Genomic DNA, 20,667 nt, shown 5'->3' with positions numbered 1-20,667 from the left:
CGGTACTGTGCAGCTGACGGGGGTGTGCTGCGGAAGTTTTTGGCTAGGCTAAGCCTATGGTGGATCAGCCCGGGGACGGCGAATATCCGGAACATTGGGAAGCCGATGTCGTGCTGCGGGACGGCGGAACAGCCCACTTAAGGCCGATTCATCCCTCCGATGCCGACGCTGTCCAGGCCTTCCACGTGGGGCAGTCGCAGGATTCAATCTACATGCGGTTCTTCGCCTTCAAGGCCAGGCTGTCCAGCAAAGAGCTCAAGCGCTTCACCGAGGTTGACTACAAGGACCGGGTAGCTTTCGTCATCACCATCCGCGGCGAAATCGTGGGAATTGGACGCTACGACCGGCTTGACGACCCCACCGAGGCGGAGGTGGCGTTCAACATTGCCGACTCCCACCAGGGACGCGGAATCGGCTCCATCCTGCTGGAGCACCTGGCCGCCGCTGCACACGAAAACGGGATCCGGCGCTTCAGCGCCGAGGTACTGCCGGAAAACCGGAAGATGCTGACGGTATTTTCCGAGGCCGGCTACGACGTCCGGCGGCATTTTGACGACGGCGTCGTCAGCCTTGAGTTCAACATCGACCCCACGGAGAAGTCGCGTGCCGTGATGGAATCCCGGGAGCACCGCGCGGAGGCGAGGAGCGTGCGGGACCTGCTGACGCCGTCGTCCATTGCCGTGATCGGCGCCAGCCGCAAGTGGGGGACCGTCGGCTACCAGCTCCTGGAGCACATCATCGAGGGCGGTTTCAGCGGCCCCGTCTACGCCATCAACCCGGAAGCGCTGGAACTCGCCGGCATGATGTCGTTCGGGAAACTCTCCGAAGTCCCGGATCCCGTCCAGCTGGCCGTCGTCGCCGTCCCCTATGAAGAAGTCCCCGCCGTGGTGGCGGACTGCGCCGCCGCCGGCGTCAGGGGGCTGGTGGTTGCCTCTGCAGGCTTCGCGGACGACGGCGAACGCGGCCTGCTGCGCCAGCGGGACCTGGTGCGGCAGGCCCGGGCAAGCGGCATGCGGGTGATTGGGCCGGCGTCGCTGGGAATCGTGAACACCAACCCTGACGTGTCATTGAATGCTTCCATGGCGCCCACCTTGCCGCTCCGGGGCGGGCTGGGCCTGTTCAGCCAGTCGGCGGCCATCGGCGTCTCGCTGTACGCCGCTTCCAGCCGGCGGCGGCTGGGCCTGTCCACGTTCCTGTCCGCCGGCAACCGGGCCGACGTGTCCGGCAACGACATGATGCAGTACTGGGAGGACGACCCCGATACGACCGCCGTCGGCCTCTACCTCGAGTCCATCGGCAACCCGCGCAAGTTCTCCCGCCTGGCCCGGCGTCTCGCGCGCACCCGGCCCGTCATCGTGGCCAAGTCCGATGCCATGGGGCTGCGCCTGCCGCCCGGGCACGCCGTGAGGACAACCCAGGCTCCCTCCGGCGCCCTGGACGCGATGCTGCGCCAGTCCGGAGTCATCCGGGTGGAAACCATTGAGCAACTGGTGGACGTTGCCCAAGTGGTTTCGGCGCAGCCGCTCCCCGCCGGTCCGGGACTGGCCATCTTCAGCAACTCCCAGGCGCTGGGCAAAGTGGTGGCGGACAGCGCGGCTTCCCAAGGCCTCGTCGCCGCAGAACTGATCACCGGCGTGGACCTCGACGCCGGACAGTCGATTGCCCTGCCCGCCCTGCGGGCCACCCTGCTCAAGACACTCGAGTCCGACGCCGTCCACTCGGCTGTGGCGGCGCTGCTCCCTGCCCGCGGGCTGACCGTGGACAGCATCGCCGAGGTACTGGCCGAATGCTCGGCAACAGCCGGAAAGCCGGTGGTGGCTGCCTTTACCGGCATCCTTGACCCGTCCATATCGGTGGAGGGAATGCTGGGGTCCCCGGAACGCGCCGTCCCCTGCTTCTCCAATCCGGGGGCTGCTGTGGCTGCGCTCGCCGCCGTGGCCCGCTACTCGGAATGGGTGTCCCGGGACCAGGGGCATTTCGTGGAACCCGAAGGGTGCAATCCCGAGCTTGCCCGGGCGGAAATCGAAGCCCTGCTCCGGGATGTCAAAGGCGAGCAGCTGAAGAAGCTGGACCCGGCAGCCGCGGCCTCACTGCTGGGGCATTACGGAATCAGGGTGCTCCCTTCGGTGGGCTTTGATAACGCCGACCAGGCCGTTGAGGCTGCGGATGCCCTGGGCTGGCCCGTGGTGCTGAAGACTACCGATCCCGCGCTTCGGCACCGGCTTGACCTCGGCGGGGTGCGCCTGGACATCCAGGATGCGGAATCGCTGCGCCAGAACGTGCTGCAGATGCGGCGCGTGCTCTCCAACTACGGGGACCCCGCGCTGGAAGTACAAAGCATGGCGCCGGTGGGGCAGGCCTGCACGTTCCGGGCCATCGAAGATCCGCTGCTGGGCCCGGTGATCTCGTTCGGGCTCGCCGGGGACGCCGTGAACCTGCTGGACGACTGGGCGCACCGCGTCCCGCCGCTCTCCGCCGCCGACGTCGACGACTTCATCCGCGCCCCACGGGCGGCCCAAAAGCTGTTTGGCTACCAAGGCCTGCCGGCCGTGGACGTCAAGGCACTTGAGGACCTTGCCGGCCGCCTCGCCTGGCTCAAGGACAACCACCCCGAAATCGCCCTGGTGGAACTCAACCCCGTCCTGTGCGGCACCTCGGGAGCCACCACCCTTGCTGCTGACGTCCGCATCGGCAATGCCGCCCAGCGGACGGACAGCGCGCGGCGGGCCATGCTGGGCTGACGCGGTTAGCAAGTGACCGGCCGATCTGTGAAAATGGGGGAATGAGCTCACAGCCTCCCGCGTCGGCGCCCGAAACGCCCGGCAATGAAACCCAGGCAGTCCGCCAGCACAGCTCACACAGCCACAGCGCCCAGGGCCAGAGCCTGGAAGGCGCGCTGCAGAAGGCGGGCTTCTACCCCCGCCTCGTGGCCGATGTCGTCGATGACGCCTTGGACGGCCGCGACTGTGTTGCCCACCTTGTGCACCTGGAAACCCACTTCGACCGGGCTGAAGTCCGGCGGCACATCACGGTATTGGTGCTGACCTCGGACATGCTGGTGATCACCCATGTGGACGACCAGCAGCTGGACGAGGCCGGCGAGCAGATCGTCGCCCAAATCTCCACTGAATCCGTTCCCGTGGCCCAGATCCGGTCTGTCGTGCTGAGCTACATGTACGCCCAGCCGCAGAACTACAAACCCTCCGACCCCGTGCGCGAGGTAACGCTGTCCATCGCATGGTCCGGTGGCCAGCGGCTGGACATGGGTCCTGCCAGCTGCGGCGATCCGCAGTGCGAAGCCGACCACGGCTACAGCGGGACCATTGCGCAGGAGGACATCGTCCTGCGCATCAGCGCCGAGGCGGACGGCCTGCAGGCAGTTCAGGACGCCAAGCTCTTCGCCCGTGCACTTCGTGCCGTGAACACCGGTTCCCCGGCCCCGCAGCCCCACGTGCAGTCGATGCCGCCGCGGCCGCGCCCAGGAGTATTCGGCAACCGCCTCAGCCGCGGGCACCAGCAGCGCTGATGCCCGAAGACCGCCACCCGAACCCTAACGTTTCCGCCCGGCCCCAGGTTGTCCTGCCGCCAGCGCCTGCCTACGGTCAGCGCTCCATCGCCGACGTGCTCACCAGCGCCGCGGCAAGCCTGGGGGTGGACGGGTTTGAGAATACCCTTGGCCTGCCTGCCGCCTCCCGCGTGTGCGTGGTGCTGGCGGACGGCCTGGGCCGGAACCTGCTGAAGCAGAAATCGGCCCACACACCTTTCCTGCGTTCAGTCATCCAGGCCGGGCAGGGCGCTGTTCCCGTCTGGCTCGATTCCGCGTTCCCTTCCACCACCGCAGCCGCCCTGGCCAGTTTCGGCACCGGTCTCCCGCCGGGCCAGCACGGCATGGTGGGTTATGACGTGCTGGACCCGGAACAGGACAAGGTAGTCAACCTGCTCGGGAACTGGGATGCCGGCGTTGACCCCGCTACGTGGCAGCCCTTTCCCACCGTGCTGGAACGCGCGGAGGGACACGTGGACGTCACCACCGTCAGCCTGCCGCAATTTGGGGGCTCGCCCATGACCCGCGCCGCCTTGCGGGGCGGCAAATTTATCTCGGCCACCACGGCGCACGCCCGGACAGAAGCCGCGACCGAGGCCATGTCCGCCGCCAATCCCGCGCTGATGTACTTCTACCTGAACGAGCTGGACAAGGCCGGGCACCGCTACGGCTGCCAGTCCGAGCAATGGGAGCACCAACTCGAAGAGCTTGACGCGACCATGAAGCGGCTCAACTCTTCCCTGCCGGCCGGCACCACGATCCTGCTCACCGCGGACCACGGCATGCTGGACGTTCCTGAGCAGCAGCGCATCGATTTCTCCGCTGAGCCTGCCTTGGTGGAAGGGGTCCGGCATACCGCAGGGGAGCCGCGAATGGTCCATCTCTACCTTGAACACGGTGCAGGGGAGGACGTCCGGGACCGCCTGCTCTCGGCATGGCAGGCACGCTTCGGAGGGCAGGTCTGGGCATTCACCCGCGAGGAAGCACTCGCTGCGGGCCTGTTCGGCACGGTCCGTCCCGCCGTCGAGGGCAGGATCGGCGACATCATGATCGCGGCGAGGGACGCCGTCGCCCTGTACGACACACGCCGCGTCCGTCCCAGCGCCATGGAAGTGGTGGGCCAGCACGGCTCGCTCACCAAAGCCGAGCGGGAGGTCCCCCTGCTCTGCTTCACGGCCGGCGGCAAGAGTTCCCGCCGTGGCTGAACTGGTCTTTTTCTCCGGCACCATGGACTGTGGAAAGTCCACCCTGGCCCTGCAAATGGACCACAACCACCGGGCCAGGGGACGCGGCGGAGTGCGCTTCAGCCGCAACGACCGCGCCGGTGAATCGCGCATCTCCAGCCGCCTGGGCCTGCAGACTGACGCGGTGGAAGTGGTGGACAGCACCGACTTCTGGGAGGAAGTCATGCTGCGGCGCACGCAGGGGCAGCGGGTGGACTACCTGATCTGCGACGAGGCCCAGTTTTATACGCCCGAGCAGGTGGAACAGCTGGCGAAAGTCGTGGACGAGATCGACGTCGACGTGTTCGCGTTCGGTATTACTGCCGATTTCCGTACCCGGTTATTTCCCGGTTCCCAGCGGCTTGTGGAACTTGCGGACAGGGTGCAGGTGCTGCAGGTGGAGGCGCTGTGCTGGTGCGGCCGGCGCGCCACCCACAATGCCCGGACGGTCGACGGCGTGATGGTCACCGAAGGTGCGCAAGTTGTGGTGGGCGACGTGGACATGGCGGGAGACTCCGCCGCGGCACCCGTCGGCGGCGACCACGTCCCCGTTGTGGGCTACGAAACGCTCTGCCGCAGGCATTACATGCGGCGTGTCACCGCGCATGGCGCCGCTTTGATGGGCCAGCAGGACCCGCTGTTGCCGTTCGAAGTCGACGCCTGCCTGTGGCGTGGATTGGGCGGAGCCGGACCTGCCGGGGCTACCGGGGCTTAGAGCCGGAACACGGTTGCGCTTCTGGCACCGGCACCTGAGGCAGGTCTGACGCCACCTCCTGCCCGCTGGGAGTTGCTGAGCTTTGGTACCAGAGCCATTTTGCCGCTTGCTGCTCCTTCGTCGCTCCCATCCAAGCTACACAAATGACCACGGCACCTTCGCTGGACTTCGGGCGAGGCCAGCTGCGGCCTGCGGGCCACGCCGCGACGCGCGGTTACTGGCTGCCTTGACGCGCCGTTTCCCTAGAAAAATCCAAAAGTTTTTTCCTGAGCCCTGGGTAGGGGCCCTGTTTTGTCAGACCCCCTCGCCATGATGGGGGTATGGATACGAACGCGGCAGTGGCACAGGCGGAGGCGGCCGTTGTGGCTGCTGTCGCTGCGTTCATGGCGGCGCTGGTTGGCGGCGATGTTGCTGTTTCCGGTGCCACTGGCGGGCCCGGCGCCGCGGGTGTGCCTGCGACCGCAGGTGCGCGTGATGCTGGGGCGGGGTTTGATGATGATCCGTTGCAGCGGGTTGCTGATGGGGCTTTGGATGTCCTGGCCGCGGTGGCACGGTCGGAAGCGAAGCTGGCGGCCCTGAAGGCACAGGCCGTGGCGGTGTTCGCGGAAGCCGCGAAAGCGCTGAACGCTCCGGCGCGGTCGCCGTGTGAGGTGACGGCGCAGGAGCGGAGCCGGGTGGCGGAGGTGGGGTGTGTGCTGGCAATCGGGGACCGGGCCGCCGGTGCCCTGCTCGCCGACTCCCATGCCCTCACCACTTCCCTGCCCCGGACCCTGGCTGCTTTGCAGGCCGGGACGGTTTCCTGGGCGCACGCCCGGACCATGGTGGACCAGACCGCGAGCCTTGACCCTGCCGGGGCGGCGGCGTTGGAGGCGCACTTCCTGGACCCGGACAGGCCGAAACCGGCCGCAGCCGCCACGGTCGGGGAGATGCCGGCGTACCGGTTCAAGGCCAAGGCCCGGGCCTGGCGGGAACGCCACCACCCGGAGAGCCTGGAGAAGCGGCACGCCAAGAGTGTGGCGGACCGGCGGGTCGAGTACTGGCTTGATGGTGACGGGATGGGCTGGGTCGCTGCCCGCCTGCCCGCGGACCAGGCGTCCGCCATCTGGGACCGGCTCACGGCGGCAGCGCGGGGCTTGCAAGGCCCTGCCGAGTCCTGCACCCTCACCCAGCTCCGGGCCGATGTCGCTGCGGGCTGGCTTCTGGGCGGCACCACCACCAAGATCCCCGCACCCCGGGCGCAGGTGCTGGTCACCGTGCCGGTGTTCTCGTTGCTGGGTCTGACCGATGAACCGGCGACGCTGGACGGGTTCGGCCCGATCCCCGCCTCGATGGCACGGAACCTCGTCGCCAACGGGGCCAGCTCGTTTTACCGTGTGCTGGTGGATCCGCGGGACGGGGCACCGTTGGAGATCGGCCGGACCAGCTACCGGCTGACCAAAGCCATGCGGAACTGGCTGCGGCTGAGGGACGGTAAATGCCCGTTTCCCGGCTGCAGCAACAACTCCCTGGACAACGAAGCCGACCACCTCCTCGCCTGGCACCAAGGCGGCACCACCGGAATATCCAACCTGGGCCAGCCCTGCCCCAAACACCACAAACTCCGCCACACCAGCGGCTGGAAACCCGCCCCCGCCACCCCAACCGAACCACCCGGCTGGACCTCACCCACCGGCCGGCACTACAAAAGCGAACACCAGAACTGGGAACCACCAGTGTGGCCGGAATGGCTGGCGCCGGAGTGGATGGCGGACGGGCAACACGCTGATGGCGGCGTTCAACGCCAACGAATGTCTCATCCGGCTTTGCCCCATCTGGACCTCGAGCTGTCCAATATGTGTAGCAAAAATCCAGGCCTGCCGGAACAAGGCATGCCTTCTTCCGAAACCGAATATGAGGACCCGCACCTTGAGGACCTGCCGGACTTCGACATTCCTGAGGACCCCGGCCTGCCCGAAGACGAACTGCCCGAAGACCCGTTCGCCGAGTGGCACCTGATGCTGGCCTTAGCGGCCCACTCCTAGTCAGGAAACACAGAACCCATTGAAACCTCAGGCTCCGACATTTTGCAGCTGGAGCGCTAGTCGCCCCGCGTACCGAAGACGATCTCGTCCCAGGAAGGGACGCTGGAGCGCTTGGGTCTGCCCGGCTGGCGCTCAGGGGCGCCCGTCTCCGGAAGCTGGCCCGTAACAGGGGAGTTGTCTTCGTTGCGCGGAGCTTGCCGCCGAGGATTCCCGCCCAGCAGCTCGTTCAAACCTCCGCCACTAACAGGACTGCCGTCGGTGTTGCCACTGCCATCACGGGTGCCGCTGGCGTCCGCGTCCCCGGTTTCGGGGCTGCTGCCGGAGGGCCTGCGGGGGGACGCCACAATGGTGATTTCGCGTGTATCAGTACTCACGCCGTCGTGCAGCTTCAAAGCGTCTTCCATGGCGTCCCGGTGCGGGGGAATGAGGCTAAGCCGGGACAGCATCGAAGGCCTGGCGTCGCGGCGTCGGGTAAAGGAGTTGGCCTGCGCGGCAGGGGCTTCGGGGGTGTCATCCTGCGACTCGTCGCCGGACTCTTCCGGTTCAGGTGTTACTTCCGATGGCCTGGGGTGGGCAGCGGGAACGCCGTGGGTCAGGAGCAGGGCCAAGGCGTCGTCAGAATCCTCGTCGACGCCCAGTCGCTGTCCGCGGCGCGAACGGAGCATGTCCAGGAGTCCGTCCGATTCCTTGCCGTCCGCCGGCTCGGCTTCGGGACCAGGCCGGGGTGAAGAACGCGCAGAGTCGGCGTCGGCTTCGAAGTCGAAGGGGCGGTCGGAGACTGCAGAGAGCCTGCGGGCGGGGACGGGTCCATCCAAGGGCTCGAGTTCGCTGAGCTGCTGCGCCCACCGGTTCGCGTTCTGCAGGGATCTCCTGCCAGGACTGAAAGTCCATAGGGCAGGCGGCTCCTCACCGACGCCGGCCGTACCGCCGGTGTTGGCCTCGAAGCTGGCCGAGACCGTCCAGGTTCCGTCCTGGCGCCGCCAGGAATCCCACTCCACGGTGGATGGATCAATGCCATGGGCGGACAGCCGGTGCGCCACCATGTCACCGAGCGACGCCGGATTGTCCCCAAAAGCGGACCGGTAGATGTCGTGACCTGGCGAGGGTGAGGCGACCTCGACCTTCCGTGCCTGCTGGGCGACGTACTCGCGCTCCGCCAGGACGGGTCCCTCGTAGCGTTCCACCTTGGCCAGCGGCAGGCCGGAGAGTTCCGCCACGTCCGCAGCAGTCGCACCTGCCCGGATCCGCGCCTGGATGTCCCTTGGCGACATGGGAACGGGAGACCGCTCGGCCGGCGGCCTTCCGGCCGACCTGGTCGCGGTCCTCAGCGCTTCGTCGATCGGCAGCTGGAACATCTCGCCGCCGGCACCGCTCAACAGGAGATGCGCCCCGTCGTCGTGTACGCCTACAAGCCGTAGATCCTGCATACAAATCCTCCACCCTGGCATTACTATCAATCGAAACTCTGCCACCCGCTGATCCCGTTTTGGCTCAAGGGGCAGGGCGCGCCGCGATATTCCGGACCGGGCATGGCTATAGGGGCTTGCCCGAGGACGGGAGGGATCCGCCGCGGCCGGGCACAAACCAGGGACATCCGGCGTTATGAAGGGTTGTTCACAGGCAGGCAAAAGGAAGAGGGATACGGCGACCATGGCCACCGATTACGATGCGCCGCGCAAATCTGAGGAAGAGCTCGGAGAGGATTCCATCGAAGAGCTGAAGACCCGGCGCTCTGACAAGCCCGTTGCGGTGGTGGACGAGGACGAAAGCGATCTTGCCGCCGGCTACGAGCTGCCCGGCGCAGACCTTTCCGGCGAAGAACTGACGGTTCAGGTGGTTCCCGCCCAGGCAGATGAGTTCACTTGTTCTTCCTGCTTCCTTGTTCGGCACCGCTCCCAAATCGCCCGCGAAAAGGATGGGCGCTTCTACTGCAAGGAGTGCGAAGGCTGATCCCTGAGCAGGATAAAAGCAGCAGCCAGCAAGTCGAGTGAGCCGGCAAGCCGAGGTGGATTTATTACGACGGCGACATGCGGCCTGGCGGGCGGGCGGGTCACCGGCGTGACAGCGCCGCAGTCAATTCATCCGGGTGCCGCGTGGAGGTCAGCCAGTATGGGGTTTGGTCCGCGGGATCCGTAATTTCGATCCTGACCACGGGATCGATCCACCCGCGGATGCAGAGGTAGGCCAGGGCGTTCAGCCGGGTCCCGCGTTCGGCTGTTGCTTCCGGACCACGGAACGCCTCAACGGCACCCACGAACCTGCGCTCGATGGTGGCCCGGCCAACCGACAGGGAGTCGTCCGTGACCACGATGGCCGGGGTGGACAGGATCAGGAGAACAGCCATGATGGCGAACAGCACCCCGGCGGCCGTGAAACCTGCTGCTGTGCTGATGGGCGCAAATACCAGGATGCCCGCTCCTGCCACACCCGCAGCAATGATCCAGATCCATACGTTGGGCCAGAGCTTCTCCCTATAGATCACCGCAGCCCCGGTAGACGGTTTCGGGGGAACGGGCGCAGAGGAGCTTGATTCGGGCATATGCCCAGCTTTCCATCTTTGTCCAGCTATTTCATCTTGGGTGGAAGCGCTCCTGTGCCGCATCCCGTTCCCCGGCGCTGCCGCTACCGGGAGCTTGCCCTAGGACTGATTTGGGGGCGCGGGTTAGAGTGAGTGACTGTGACTGATCATCCCGCCACAGTAGATACTTTCCACGTTGAAGCCACCGCAGCCGGCACCGCTGCGCCCGCCGTGGCTTCAAGTGCTCCCACCCTGCAGATCCAGCTGAAGATGCTGGATCCGGACCTGGAGGCCCCGTCCTATGCCCACCCGGGCGACGCCGGCGCTGACCTTCGTGCCCGCGTGGACGTTGTACTCCAGCCGGGGGAGCGGAAGCTGGTCCCAACGGGAGTGGCCATCGCCCTTCCTGAAGGCTTCGTCGCACTGATCCATCCCCGTTCGGGCCTGGCCACGAAGCACGGGCTTACCATCGTGAACGCACCTGGAACCGTGGACGCCGGCTACCGCGGCGAGATCGCTGTCACCCTCCTGAACACGGATGCGAAGCAAAGCATCGAACTGGCCCGCGGCGATAGAATTGCGCAGATGGTAATTCAGCGCGTGGAGTACGCGCAGTTCATCCCCGTCAACGAATTGAGCGAATCGGTACGTGGCACTGGAGGTTTCGGCTCCACCGGCGGCTTCAACCTGCCGGAAGCCTGACCCTTATCTCTTCCCTCACCCGTTCTGCCGTGCCGGCGCTTGCACGCCGGACGGCAACAGAGCACTACGGCGGGACCCCCACGGGCCGGACCGGCAAAACTTCACACATAAGGAGAAACCCCAATGGTCTTTGGGCTCGGCAGGAAAGCCAAGAAGGAACAAGCAGCCGAACCGGACGAATTGTCCGCTGAGGCAGAGACTGCGGAAGAGGCAGTGGACAGTTCCGGAAGCCGCTCGAACGGCCCTTTCGACGACTCTGAAATTAGCCGCCGCGATGGCTACGTTGACCTGGGCGCGCTCCTGATCACCCCCAGCGAGGGCCTCCAGCTCCGGCTCGAAGTGGAAGAGGCCACGCAGCGCGTCGTCGCGGTCACCCTGGACCTCAACGGCTCCAGCCTCCAGCTCCAGGCCTTCGCAGCACCCAAAAGCGAGGGGCTCTGGGACGAAATCCGCGAGCAGATCGGCCAGTCCGTGGGAGTCCAGGGCGGACAGGTCGAGGAGGTCGAAGGCACGTTCGGAACCGAACTCGTGGCCAAGCTGCCCGCCGGACTGCCGGACGGCAGCCAGGGCTACCGGGTGGCACGCTTCATTGGAGTGGACGGCCCCCGCTGGTTCCTGCGCGGCGTACTGGGTGGACCCGCGGCACTGGAACGCCCTGCGGCCGAACCCCTCGAAGCGCTGTTCCGCCAGGTGGTTGTGATCCGTGGCGACAGCCCCATGCCGCCGCGCGACCTGCTGCAGCTCCGGCTGCCCAAGGACGCCACCACCACGCCACCGCCTGCTGCCCCCGCACTTCAGGAACCTGAACGTGGTCCTGAAATTACACAGATTGGCTGACAACGCGCCCGGGGGAGCTCCGCTGAACGGAAGCGACGATGTTCCACTCAGCCGGCTGCCGGACAAAGGCCGTGTGGTCTGCCGGGGCCGCATCGAATCGGTGACCTATGTTCCGGCGGACCAAACGGCGGCCTTCAGCGCCATGGTCTCTGACGCCGATCCCCGCGAAGCGGAAGCGGGGGCCGCGGCCAGTCCCCGGGGGCGGCTTCGTGTGGTGTGGCTGGGACGGCGGCGCGTGCCGGGCATCGACGCCGGCACCGAAGTGCGGCTTAAAGGGATGCTGTCCCGTGTCGACGGCCTGCCCACCATGTTCAATCCACGCTACGAAATACTGTCCCGCCAGGAGAACGAATGACTGCCTCTGAGCCCAACCCGTCCTCCGGTGCAACAGGTCCGAACGGCGCAGCCCCTCACGGCACTGGTCCGAAAGGCGTTGACCAGGACAAGCTGCCGGACGGTGTGCGCCAGGAACCCTCCCCTGTAGCTGGCCTCGCTGCAGACTACGCCGCAAAAGCAGGGCTGCACCGGACCCATGACGGCCGGGTGGATGTGCTGCGCAGCGCCGGTGGTGTCCAGGGCATTGCCGAAAGCATCCTTCCGGGACTGCTGTTCCTCGTGACGTACACCATCACCCAGGACCTCACAATCTCGCTCGTGGCCGCTCTGGCTATCGCCGCAGTGTTCACTGTGGCCAGGCTGGTGCAGCGGCGTCCCCTGACACAGGCGCTGGCCGGCGTCGTGGGTGTGGGCATCTCCGCCTGGCTCGCCAACACCACCGGAAAAGCCGAGGACTTCTACCTGCCGGGCTTCTTCACCAATGCGGCCTACATCGTGGCAATGATGATTTCGATCCTCGTAAAGTGGCCGGTGGCCGGTTTGCTCTTCGGGTTCATCCGCAACGAGGGCCTGGACTGGCGCAAGGACCCGGCCCGGCTCAAGGCGTACCGGCTGGGCACCTGGATCATCGTGGCAGTCCTGGTGCTCAGGCTTGTGGTGCAGGTTCCCCTCTACCTCATGGGACCGGAAGGGTTTGCGGCGCTGGCCACCACCAGGCTCCTTATGGGTGCGCCCCTGTACATCCTGGGAATTTGGATCGCATGGCTCGTCACCAAGCCGGCCCCGGTTGACGAGGCGGCGGACGGCGCGCCTGCGAAAGGCTAGCCGCCTACCCGTCGAACCCGTCGTCCTCGGGGCCTTGCTGCTCCAGGTGCCCCGCGTCTTCCGCAGGCCTGGGCTGCGGAGCTTCAAAGGAGTCGGGGGAGAGTAGTCCCCGCAGCTCGTCCTCGGCGGCGATAGTGGTGACGAAAAACAGTTCGTCACCGCCGTCAATCACGTCGTCCCGGCTGGGCGTAATGGGGGCGTGGTCCCGAAGGATGGCTACCAGCGTGGAGTCCTCCGGCCAACGGATTTCCCCTACAGTCCGCCCTATCACGTGTGAATCATGCGGAACGGTGAACTCCACCAGTGAGGACACGCCTGTCTGGAGGGTGAGGAGCCGGACAAGGTCGCCGATCTCCACAGCTTCCTCCACCAGGGCCGTCATCAGCTGCGGCGTGTTGACCGCGACGTCCACGCCCCAGGAATCGTTGAACATCCAGTCGTTCTTTGGATTGTTGACCCGGCCCACGGTTCGGCCAACGCCAAATTCGGTCTTGGCCAGCAACGAAACAACAAGGTTCACCTTGTCATCACCGGTGGCCGATACCACCACGTCCGCGTCCTCAACCCTGGCGCCCTGCAGCGTGCTCAGCTCGCACGCGTCGCCGACCAACCAATGGGCGCCGCGGAGTCCGCTCCGTCCAATAACCTCCGGCTTCAGGTCGATCAGGAGGATTTCATGCTTGTGCGCCAGCAATTCCCTGGCGATGGACGAACCGACACTGCCGGCCCCCACGATCACGACTTTCACTGAAACTCCTTGGCGGGGGCTTTGGCCAGGATCTGGGCCACCTGGGCGCTGCGGTCAACCTGCAGCATTGCGTGCACGGTATCGCCGTCCTGGAACGCGGTACCGGCGTCGGGCAATAATCCTTCGCCGAACCGGGTGAGATAGGCAATGCGGATGTTCGCCGCTTTTTCGATGCTGCTGATCCGGTGGCCGATCCAGCCGGCGTCGAGGTCAAGCTCGGCGAGCACCAGGCGTCCGGAAGGCTCCCGGAAGTCACCGGCCAGGTGCTGTTCCGGAAGGATGCGGCGCAGCACCTGGTCCGCGCTCCAGCGGACCGCCGCCACCGTGGGAATCCCCAGGCGCTGGTAGATCTCGGCCCGGCCGGGATCGTAGATCCGGGCCACGACGTGCGGCACGTGGAACGTCTCCCGGGCAACCCTGGTGGCCAGGATGTTGGAATTGTCGCCGCTCGAGACCGCGGCAAAGGCGTACGCGTCGGCCACGCCGGCCTGCTTCAAAGTGTCCCGGTCGAAACCGACCCCGGTCACCTTGCGCCCGGTGAAACCCTGGCGGAGCCTGCGGAAAGCGCGGTCGTCCTGGTCAATGATGGCTACGGAGTGCCCGGCGTCTTCGAGCGTATGCGCCAACGTCGCCCCCACCCGGCCACATCCCATGATCACGAAATGCGCCACGAGTATCTCCTCTGTATCTTTCCCCACGGTCCTGCCGCTAGAACTCTACCGTCAGCGTCCCGGATCCGGCTGTCCACAGGCTGTCATGACACAGCCCGGGAATCAGACTAGCTTTGTGGAGTGCTGACAATATTGAACGCCGCCAAGCGCGTGCTCGTGGGCAGGCCGTTCCGGAACGACCGGATGGCCCATACGCTGCTTCCCAAGCGGATCGCACTTCCGGTCTACGCATCCGACGCACTGTCCTCCGTTGCCTACGCGCCCGATGAGATCCTGCTCACCCTGGCGCTGGCAGGTGTCAGCGCAGTGGCGTTTTCCCCCTGGGTGGGACTGGCCGTCATGGTGGTCCTGCTGACGGTCGTAGCCTCCTACCGGCAGAACGTCCACGCGTACCCTTCCGGCGGCGGGGACTATGAGATCGCCGGCGAAAACCTGGGGAAGTACGCCGGCCTCACCGTGGCATCGGCCCTGCTGGTGGACTACGTCCTGACTGTGGCGGTCTCAATGTCCTCGGCGGCCTCCTACGTCACCACGGCCATCCCGGCCCTCCACGGTCAGCAGGCCCTGATCGCCACGATCGGTGTGGTGATCCTTGCGCTGGTGAACCTGCGCGGCGTCAGAGAAGCCGGCAGCGTGTTCGCCGTACCCACCTACATCTTTATGGCATCCATCCTGGGCATGACGGCGGTGGGCATTTTCCAGGCGGCCACCGGGCAACTGGGGGAAGCACCCTCCGCCGCATTCACCATTGTTCCGGCGCCCGGCTTCGACGAAGGACTGGTGGGGCTCGCGGGCGCCTTCCTCCTGCTGCGTGCCTTCTCGTCCGGCGCCGCGGCACTCACCGGTGTGGAAGCAATCAGCAACGGCGTGCCGAATTTCAAGCCGCCGAAAAGCAAGAATGCGGCCACCACGCTGCTGCTCCTGGGCGTGATCGGCGCATCCATGCTCGCAGGCATCATGTACTTGGCCAACGCCACCAAGGTCCACATCGTGCTTGACCCCGCCACCGAGTTCCTGCTGAACGGCAGTCCGCTTCCTGAGGGCTACATCCAGACCCCTGCCATCAGCCAGATCGCCCAGACCATCTTCGGCCCCGGATCCGTCCCGTTCTACATTGTGGTGGCCGCCACCGGCATCATTCTGGTGTTTGCCGCGAATACCGCCTTCAACGGCTTTCCGGTGCTCGGCTCCATCCTCGCCCAGGACGGCTACCTTCCGCGCCAGCTGCGCACCAGGGGCGACAGGCTGGCCTTCAGCAACGGCGTCCTCGCCCTCGCCGCAGGCGCGCTGGTGCTCGTCCTCGCTTTCAACGCGGACGTCACCAAGCTCATCCAGCTGTACATCGTGGGTGTCTTCATCTCGTTCACGGCCAGCCAGCTGGGAATGATCCGGCACTGGGGCCGCCAGCTTAAGCTGGCCAGGGACAAAGGCGTCCGACGGCGGATGTTCAAGTCCCGCGCCATCAACAGCATCGGCTTCGGCATGACCGCCCTGGTCCTGGTCATCGTCCTGGTCACCAAATTCGAGCAGGGCGCCTGGCTTGCCCTGCTTGCCATGTTCGTCCTCTTCCTCATCATGTGGAGCATCAGGGCCCACTACGACAACGTGGCCAGGGAACTGGCGGTGGATGAGGACTCGTCCCCGCGTGCACTGCCCACCCGGGTGCATGCCGTGCTGCTGGTGTCGCATGTTCGCAAGCCCGTTCTCCGGGCCCTGGCCTACGCGCGGGCGTCCCGGCCGTCAAGGCTGGATGCGGTGACGGTGGACATCGACCCCGAAGAAACCGCAGGCACGGTAGCCGACTGGGAGAAGCTTGACATTCCCGTGCCGCTGACTGTGCTGGCCAGCCCCTACCGCGAGACAGTCACCCCCATCATGGAGTACGTCAAGCAGATGCGGCGTGACTCCCCGCGGGACCTGATCGTGGTCTACATCCCCGAATACGTCGTGGGCAAGTGGTGGGAACAACTCGTCCATAACCAGACCGCACTGCGCATCAAGACCCGGCTCCACTTCGAACCAGGCGTTATGGTGGCCAGCGTTCCCTGGCAGCTGAAATCATCCGAAGAAGCAAAGAACCTGCAGGACATCCAATGATTGCAAAGACACAAAACCAGCCGGCACTGACCGGAGAAGCGGGCACGGAAGTAGTGCTCGACGTCGGACCGGTGGCTCACGGCGGCCATTGCGTCGCCAGGCACGAAGGCCGCGTCATTTTTGTCCGGCATGCCATCCCGGGCGAAAAAGTGCGGGCGCGGCTGACGGACGCCGACGACAAGGCCAAGTTCTGGCGCGCCGACGTTGTTGAGGTGCTCGAAGCCTCACCGGACCGCGTGGACCACTTCTGGCGCCCTGCGGATTCGCGCCGCGCCTGGAGCCACGGACGTCCGCCTGTCGGCGGTGCGGAGTTCGGCCACATCACCCTGGCCCGCCAACGCAGCCTCAAGGCAGACGTGCTTGCTGAACAGCTCAAGCGGCTCGCCGGCGTCGAACAGCTCCCGGACGGCTGGGACGGATCGGTGGAAGCCGTGGGCCGCCCCACCCCGGCGCCGGATGCAGGGGCCGAGGCAACAGGCGCCGGCCGCGACGGCCTCCGCTGGCGGACGCGGGCAAGTTTCTCGGTCACCCCCGGCGGCAAGCTGGGTATGCATGCGCACCGGTCGGGGCACATCATCCCCATCCATGAGATGCCGCTGGCCATCGACGCCATCAACAACCTCGGCCTGTGGGACCTCGACCTGCAGGGCGTTGACCGCGTCGAGGTGGCCGCACCGGCGAATGGCTCGCGGCCTTTGGTGCTGCTGGCAGCGGCCGAGGGAACCAAGCCCAAACGCCTGAGCGCGATTGCGGCCCAGCTTCCGGCTGACGTTTCCGTTGCCTCCTTCGACCCCACCACCGAGGAGGTGCAGCAGGTGCGGGGCCGGTTGTGGGTGCAGGAATCCGCCGCAGGCCACGAGTACCGCGTGACCGGCGCCGGGTTCTGGCAGATCCACCGCGACGCGCCCGGGACACTTGTGGGGGCTGTCACAGAATTCCTGCAGGGCGGCGGCTTCCTCCACCTCGGCGCGGTGGTGGCCGACCTTTACGCGGGAGCCGGCCTCTTCACTGCCGTCCTGGCCGATGCGGTGGGGGAGACGGGTTCCGTCCTCTCTGTGGAGGGCGCTCCCGGAACCAGCCGGGACGCACGGAAGAACCTGCACGCGGCACCCCAGGTGGAGATTGTCCAGGGCCGCGTCGAGCGGGTCCTGCGCCAGAAACCGCGGAACTTCGACGCCCTGATCCTGGATCCGCCCCGGGCCGGCGCAGGAAAGGCCGTGGTGAACCAGCTGGTTGCGGCGCGCCCGCGCGCCATTGCCTACGTGTCGTGTGATCCGGCGTCGTTCGCGCGGGATGTGGGTTACTTCCGGCAGGCAGGTTGGGAGCTTGCAGGCCTTCGGGCCTTCGACCTCTACCCCCACACCCACCACCTGGAGACAGTTGCACTGCTGACTCCGGGTCCCTGATACCGGAACCGGGATCGACTACTATGGCGGTAGTAGTCCCACGTCGCGCTCCGTAATCACGGCCGGCCGTGTGCAATTTTCAGGCCCCGCACTAATTAGGGCCTCCTAACTAGCAGGCGGTCAACCGCGCGACAAAGATGAAACTGTTGCGAGAGGAGTCCTGCGATGAGCACTGTGGACAGCTTCGGTTCAAAAGGCAAACTTAATGTAGCCGGAACCGATTATGAAATTTTCCGGTTGAACTCCGTTGAAGGTTCAGAAAACCTTCCGTTCAGCCTCAAGGTATTGCTTGAAAACCTGTTGAGGACCGAGGACGGCGCGAACATCACTGCCGATCACGTCCGCGCCTTGGCAGGCTGGGATCCCAACGCCCAGCCCGATACAGAAATCCAGTTCACGCCAGCCCGCGTGATCATGCAGGACTTCACCGGCGTTCCCTGCGTGGTTGACCTGGCGACGATGCGTGAAGCGGTCAAGGAACTGGGCGGCGACCCCAAGCGGGTGAACCCCCTGGCACCGGCAGAGATGGTGATCGACCACTCGGTCCAGATCGATGCCTTCGGCAACTCCGGGGCGCTGGAGCGCAACATGGAGATCGAATACCAGCGCAACGGGGAGCGTTACCAGTTCCTGCGTTGGGGCCAGACGGCGTTCGACGACTTCAAGGTGGTTCCCCCGGGAACCGGCATCGTGCACCAGGTCAACATCGAGTACCTGGCCCGCACCGTGATGACCCGCGAGGTTGACGGCGCCCTGCGCGCCTACCCGGACACCTGCGTTGGCACCGACTCACACACCACCATGGTCAACGGCCTGGGTGTGCTCGGCTGGGGCGTCGGCGGCATCGAAGCCGAGGCCGCGATGCTGGGACAGCCCGTCTCCATGCTGATCCCGCGCGTTGTGGGCTTCAAGCTGACCGGATCCATCCCTGCCGGCGCCACCGCAACCGACGTGGTGCTCACCATCACCGAACAGCTCCGCAAGCACGGCGTCGTGGGCAAGTTCGTCGAGTTCTACGGCGAAGGCGTGGCCGCTGTGCCGCTCGCCAACCGCGCCACCATCGGCAACATGAGCCCGGAATTCGGTTCCACGGCTGCAATGTTCCCGATCGACGACGTCACCCTGGACTACCTGCGCCTCACCGGCCGCTCAGACCAGAACGTGGCCCTTGTTGAGGCTTACGCCAAGGAACAGGGCCTCTGGCACGATCCTTCCCGCGAGATCAAGTTCTCCGAGTACCTCGAACTGGACCTGTCCACCGTTGTTCCGTCCATCGCCGGCCCCAAGCGCCCGCAGGACCGGATCGAACTGACCGAGGCCAAGGACGAGTTCCGGCACGACCTGAAGAACTACGTCTCGCACGAGGCCGACGCCGGTACCCTGGACGAATCGCTTGAGGAGACCTTCCCGGCCTCCGACTCGCCTTCCTTCACCGCCGGAACCACGCACATCTCCGACACAGACCGGGAGCCCCCGAAGTACTCGGCAGGCCACGGGGGAGCGGGCCGCATCTCCCAGCCCGTTCCGGTCAAGATGGCTGACGGCCGCGAGTTCGAGCTGGACCACGGTGCAGTCACCATCGCATCCATCACGTCCTGCACCAACACGTCCAACCCGTCGGTCATGCTGGCCGCCGCGGTCCTGGCCCGCAACGCCGTCGACAAGGGCCTCACGTCCAAGCCGTGGGTCAAGACCTCTGTTGCACCGGGCTCCAAGGTTGTAACGGACTACTACGAGAAGTCCGGCCTGACCCCCTACCTGGAGAAGCTCGGCTTCTACATCGTGGGCTACGGCTGCGCCACCTGCATCGGCAACTCCGGCCCGCTGGAAGCCGAAGTGTCGGAAGCCATCCAGGCGAACGACCTCGCCGTCGCGGCTGTCCTCTCGGGCAACCGCAACTTCGAAGGCCGCATCAACCCGGACGTCAAGATGAACTACCTGGCCTCCCCGCCGCTGGTCATCGCCTACGCCCTGGCGGGTTCCATGGACTTCGACTTTGAAACCGACGCGCTGGGCCAGGACCAGGCCGGCAACGATGTCTTCCTTAAGGACATCTGGCCGAACCCGGTTGAGGTCCAGCAGGTCATCGATTCCTCGATCGACAAGGAAATGTTCGCCAAGGGCTACGAGGGCGTCTTCGAGGGCGACGACCGCTGGAAGGCGCTCGACACGCCCGCCGGTGACACCTTCGCGTGGGATCCGAACTCCACCTACGTCCGGAAGCCTCCGTACTTCGAGGGCATGCAGGCACAGCCTGAGCCGGTCAAGGACATCACGGGCGCCCGCGTGCTCCTGAAGCTGGGCGATTCGGTCACCACCGACCACATCTCCCCGGCCGGTTCCTTCAAGTCCGACACCCCTGCCGGCCAGTACCTGCTGGCCAACGGCGTGGAGCGCAAGGATTTCAACTCCTACGGTTCCCGCCGCGGCAACCACGAGGTCATGATCCGCGGAACGTTCGCCAACATCCGCATCAAGAACCAGATCCTGGACGGCGTCGAAGGTGGCTTCACCCGCGACTTCACCCAGGAAGGCGGCCCGCAGGCCTACGTGTACGATGCCGCGCAGAACTACCAGGCAGCCGGCACCCCGCTGGTGGTCCTGGCAGGCAAGGAATACGGTTCCGGTTCCTCCCGTGACTGGGCTGCCAAGGGTACCGCCCTGCTGGGCGTCAAAGCTGTCATCGCCGAGAGCTACGAGCGCATCCACCGCTCCAACCTCATCGGCATGGGCGTCCTGCCGCTGCAGTTCCCGGCCGGCGAATCCGCTGCCACCCTGGGCCTGTCCGGCACGGAGACGTTCTCGGTTGAGGGCGTGACCGCCCTGAACGAGGGCACCACGCCGAAGACGCTCAAGGTCACCGCAACTGGCGAGGACGGCAGCACGACGTCGTTCGACGCCGTCCTGCGTATCGATACCCCGGGTGAAGCGGATTACTACCGCAACGGCGGCATCCTGCAGTACGTGCTGCGCCAGATCTCCGCGAACTAGCGGTAACTGCTTAGCAGGCACCACCTTCCGAAG

The 20,667-nt window shown here is 65.9% G+C and carries 17 protein-coding genes; 13 read left to right on the top strand and 4 right to left on the bottom strand.

Annotated elements, in window-relative coordinates; genetic code table 11:
• Positions 1 to 56 precede the first annotated feature (56 nt).
• From AC5RUQ_RS18310 to AC5RUQ_RS18290, 5 genes are all read left to right on the top strand, one after another.
• The gene (locus AC5RUQ_RS18310) at positions 57 to 2,741 is read left to right on the top strand and encodes a bifunctional acetate--CoA ligase family protein/GNAT family N-acetyltransferase (RefSeq protein WP_493948739.1); all 2,685 of its coding nucleotides are present in this window, start codon (positions 57 to 59) and stop codon (positions 2,739 to 2,741) included.
• Between the two features lie 41 nt (positions 2,742 to 2,782).
• Complete coding sequence (locus tag AC5RUQ_RS18305; protein ID WP_493948738.1) at positions 2,783 to 3,526, top strand: DUF5998 family protein; 744 nt, start codon at positions 2,783 to 2,785, stop codon at positions 3,524 to 3,526.
• Positions 3,526 to 4,749, top strand: a complete 1,224-nt coding sequence (locus AC5RUQ_RS18300) for an alkaline phosphatase family protein (RefSeq protein WP_493948737.1) — start codon at positions 3,526 to 3,528, stop codon at positions 4,747 to 4,749. The genes AC5RUQ_RS18305 and AC5RUQ_RS18300 overlap by 1 nt, the downstream gene beginning before the upstream one ends.
• Positions 4,742 to 5,482, top strand: a complete 741-nt coding sequence (locus AC5RUQ_RS18295) for a thymidine kinase (protein WP_493948736.1) — start codon at positions 4,742 to 4,744, stop codon at positions 5,480 to 5,482. Before AC5RUQ_RS18300 ends, AC5RUQ_RS18295 begins: the two co-directional genes overlap by 8 nt.
• A 320-nt stretch (positions 5,483 to 5,802) precedes the next feature.
• A complete protein-coding gene (locus AC5RUQ_RS18290; protein WP_493948735.1) occupies positions 5,803 to 7,503 on the top strand; it encodes an HNH endonuclease signature motif containing protein in 1,701 nt (566 codons plus the stop codon).
• A gap of 56 nt (positions 7,504 to 7,559) precedes the next feature.
• Here AC5RUQ_RS18290 and sepH read toward each other — a convergent pair whose 3' ends face one another.
• Positions 7,560 to 8,930: a septation protein SepH gene (gene sepH, locus AC5RUQ_RS18285; protein ID WP_493948734.1), complete on the bottom strand. Its 1,371-nt coding sequence runs from the start codon at positions 8,928 to 8,930 to the stop codon at positions 7,560 to 7,562.
• Positions 8,931 to 9,153: 223 nt separating this feature from the next.
• On the opposite strand from sepH, the gene AC5RUQ_RS18280 reads away from it, so the two are divergent.
• Positions 9,154 to 9,453, top strand: coding sequence for a DUF4193 domain-containing protein (locus tag AC5RUQ_RS18280; RefSeq protein ID WP_163163146.1), 300 nt, complete (start codon positions 9,154 to 9,156; stop codon positions 9,451 to 9,453).
• A 100-nt stretch (positions 9,454 to 9,553) separates the two neighbouring features.
• Here the strand turns inward: AC5RUQ_RS18280 and AC5RUQ_RS18275 are convergent, their stop codons facing one another.
• Complete coding sequence (locus tag AC5RUQ_RS18275) at positions 9,554 to 10,042, bottom strand: DUF3093 domain-containing protein (RefSeq protein WP_493948733.1); 489 nt, start codon at positions 10,040 to 10,042, stop codon at positions 9,554 to 9,556.
• Positions 10,043 to 10,180: 138 nt separating this feature from the next.
• On the opposite strand from AC5RUQ_RS18275, the gene dut reads away from it, so the two are divergent.
• The 4 genes from dut to AC5RUQ_RS18255 all read left to right on the top strand — a co-directional run bounded on the left by dut (position 10,181) and on the right by AC5RUQ_RS18255 (position 12,721).
• A complete protein-coding gene (gene dut, locus AC5RUQ_RS18270) occupies positions 10,181 to 10,723 on the top strand; it encodes a dUTP diphosphatase (protein WP_493948732.1) in 543 nt (180 codons plus the stop codon).
• Positions 10,724 to 10,846: 123 nt separating this feature from the next.
• Positions 10,847 to 11,560: a DUF3710 domain-containing protein gene (locus AC5RUQ_RS18265; RefSeq protein WP_493948731.1), complete on the top strand. Its 714-nt coding sequence runs from the start codon at positions 10,847 to 10,849 to the stop codon at positions 11,558 to 11,560.
• Positions 11,553 to 11,915 carry a single stranded DNA-binding domain-containing protein gene (locus AC5RUQ_RS18260; protein ID WP_493948730.1) on the top strand — a complete coding sequence of 121 codons (363 nt, stop codon included), beginning with the start codon at positions 11,553 to 11,555 and terminating at the stop codon, positions 11,913 to 11,915. Before AC5RUQ_RS18265 ends, AC5RUQ_RS18260 begins: the two co-directional genes overlap by 8 nt.
• The gene (locus AC5RUQ_RS18255; protein ID WP_493948729.1) at positions 11,912 to 12,721 is read left to right on the top strand and encodes a DUF3159 domain-containing protein; all 810 of its coding nucleotides are present in this window, start codon (positions 11,912 to 11,914) and stop codon (positions 12,719 to 12,721) included. Before AC5RUQ_RS18260 ends, AC5RUQ_RS18255 begins: the two co-directional genes overlap by 4 nt.
• Before the next feature lie 4 nt (positions 12,722 to 12,725).
• On the opposite strand, the gene AC5RUQ_RS18250 is transcribed toward AC5RUQ_RS18255, so the two are convergent.
• Both AC5RUQ_RS18250 and AC5RUQ_RS18245 read right to left on the bottom strand, forming a co-directional pair.
• Entirely contained in the window at positions 12,726 to 13,469 is a 744-nt protein-coding gene (locus AC5RUQ_RS18250; RefSeq protein ID WP_493948728.1) for a potassium channel family protein, read from the bottom strand.
• The gene (locus tag AC5RUQ_RS18245) at positions 13,466 to 14,140 is read right to left on the bottom strand and encodes a potassium channel family protein (protein ID WP_163163158.1); all 675 of its coding nucleotides are present in this window, start codon (positions 14,138 to 14,140) and stop codon (positions 13,466 to 13,468) included. Before AC5RUQ_RS18245 ends, AC5RUQ_RS18250 begins: the two co-directional genes overlap by 4 nt.
• Before the next feature lie 120 nt (positions 14,141 to 14,260).
• Between AC5RUQ_RS18245 and AC5RUQ_RS18240 the strand changes: the two genes are divergently transcribed.
• From AC5RUQ_RS18240 to AC5RUQ_RS18230, 3 genes are all read left to right on the top strand, one after another.
• Positions 14,261 to 16,237: an APC family permease gene (locus AC5RUQ_RS18240; protein ID WP_493948727.1), complete on the top strand. Its 1,977-nt coding sequence runs from the start codon at positions 14,261 to 14,263 to the stop codon at positions 16,235 to 16,237.
• Positions 16,234 to 17,643 (top strand): class I SAM-dependent RNA methyltransferase, encoded by a 1,410-nt coding sequence (locus tag AC5RUQ_RS18235; protein ID WP_493948726.1) that lies wholly within the window; start codon positions 16,234 to 16,236, stop codon positions 17,641 to 17,643. Before AC5RUQ_RS18240 ends, AC5RUQ_RS18235 begins: the two co-directional genes overlap by 4 nt.
• 165 nt (positions 17,644 to 17,808) lie before the next feature.
• Positions 17,809 to 20,634, top strand: a complete 2,826-nt coding sequence (locus AC5RUQ_RS18230) for an aconitate hydratase (RefSeq protein WP_493948725.1) — start codon at positions 17,809 to 17,811, stop codon at positions 20,632 to 20,634.
• Positions 20,635 to 20,667 lie beyond the last annotated feature (33 nt).

It is taken from the genome of Arthrobacter sp. MDT2-3 (assembly GCF_059090465.1).
This window is presented reverse-complemented; position numbering and strand designations above follow the sequence as displayed.

What these genes read in the sequence shown, in the direction of transcription:
- AC5RUQ_RS18310 (WP_493948739.1), top strand. Translation starts at nt 57, where the DNA reads ATGGTGGATCAGCCCGGGGACGGCGAATATCCGGAACATTGGGAAGCC.
- AC5RUQ_RS18305 (WP_493948738.1), top strand. Translation starts at nt 2,783, where the DNA reads ATGAGCTCACAGCCTCCCGCGTCGGCGCCCGAAACGCCCGGCAATGAA.
- AC5RUQ_RS18300 (WP_493948737.1), top strand. Translation starts at nt 3,526, where the DNA reads ATGCCCGAAGACCGCCACCCGAACCCTAACGTTTCCGCCCGGCCCCAG.
- AC5RUQ_RS18290 (WP_493948735.1), top strand. Translation starts at nt 5,803, where the DNA reads ATGGATACGAACGCGGCAGTGGCACAGGCGGAGGCGGCCGTTGTGGCT.
- sepH (WP_493948734.1), bottom strand. Translation starts at nt 8,930, where the DNA reads ATGCAGGATCTACGGCTTGTAGGCGTACACGACGACGGGGCGCATCTC.
- AC5RUQ_RS18280 (WP_163163146.1), top strand. Translation starts at nt 9,154, where the DNA reads ATGGCCACCGATTACGATGCGCCGCGCAAATCTGAGGAAGAGCTCGGA.
- AC5RUQ_RS18275 (WP_493948733.1), bottom strand. Translation starts at nt 10,042, where the DNA reads ATGCCCGAATCAAGCTCCTCTGCGCCCGTTCCCCCGAAACCGTCTACC.
- AC5RUQ_RS18265 (WP_493948731.1), top strand. Translation starts at nt 10,847, where the DNA reads ATGGTCTTTGGGCTCGGCAGGAAAGCCAAGAAGGAACAAGCAGCCGAA.
- AC5RUQ_RS18255 (WP_493948729.1), top strand. Translation starts at nt 11,912, where the DNA reads ATGACTGCCTCTGAGCCCAACCCGTCCTCCGGTGCAACAGGTCCGAAC.
- AC5RUQ_RS18235 (WP_493948726.1), top strand. Translation starts at nt 16,234, where the DNA reads ATGATTGCAAAGACACAAAACCAGCCGGCACTGACCGGAGAAGCGGGC.
- AC5RUQ_RS18230 (WP_493948725.1), top strand. Translation starts at nt 17,809, where the DNA reads ATGAGCACTGTGGACAGCTTCGGTTCAAAAGGCAAACTTAATGTAGCC.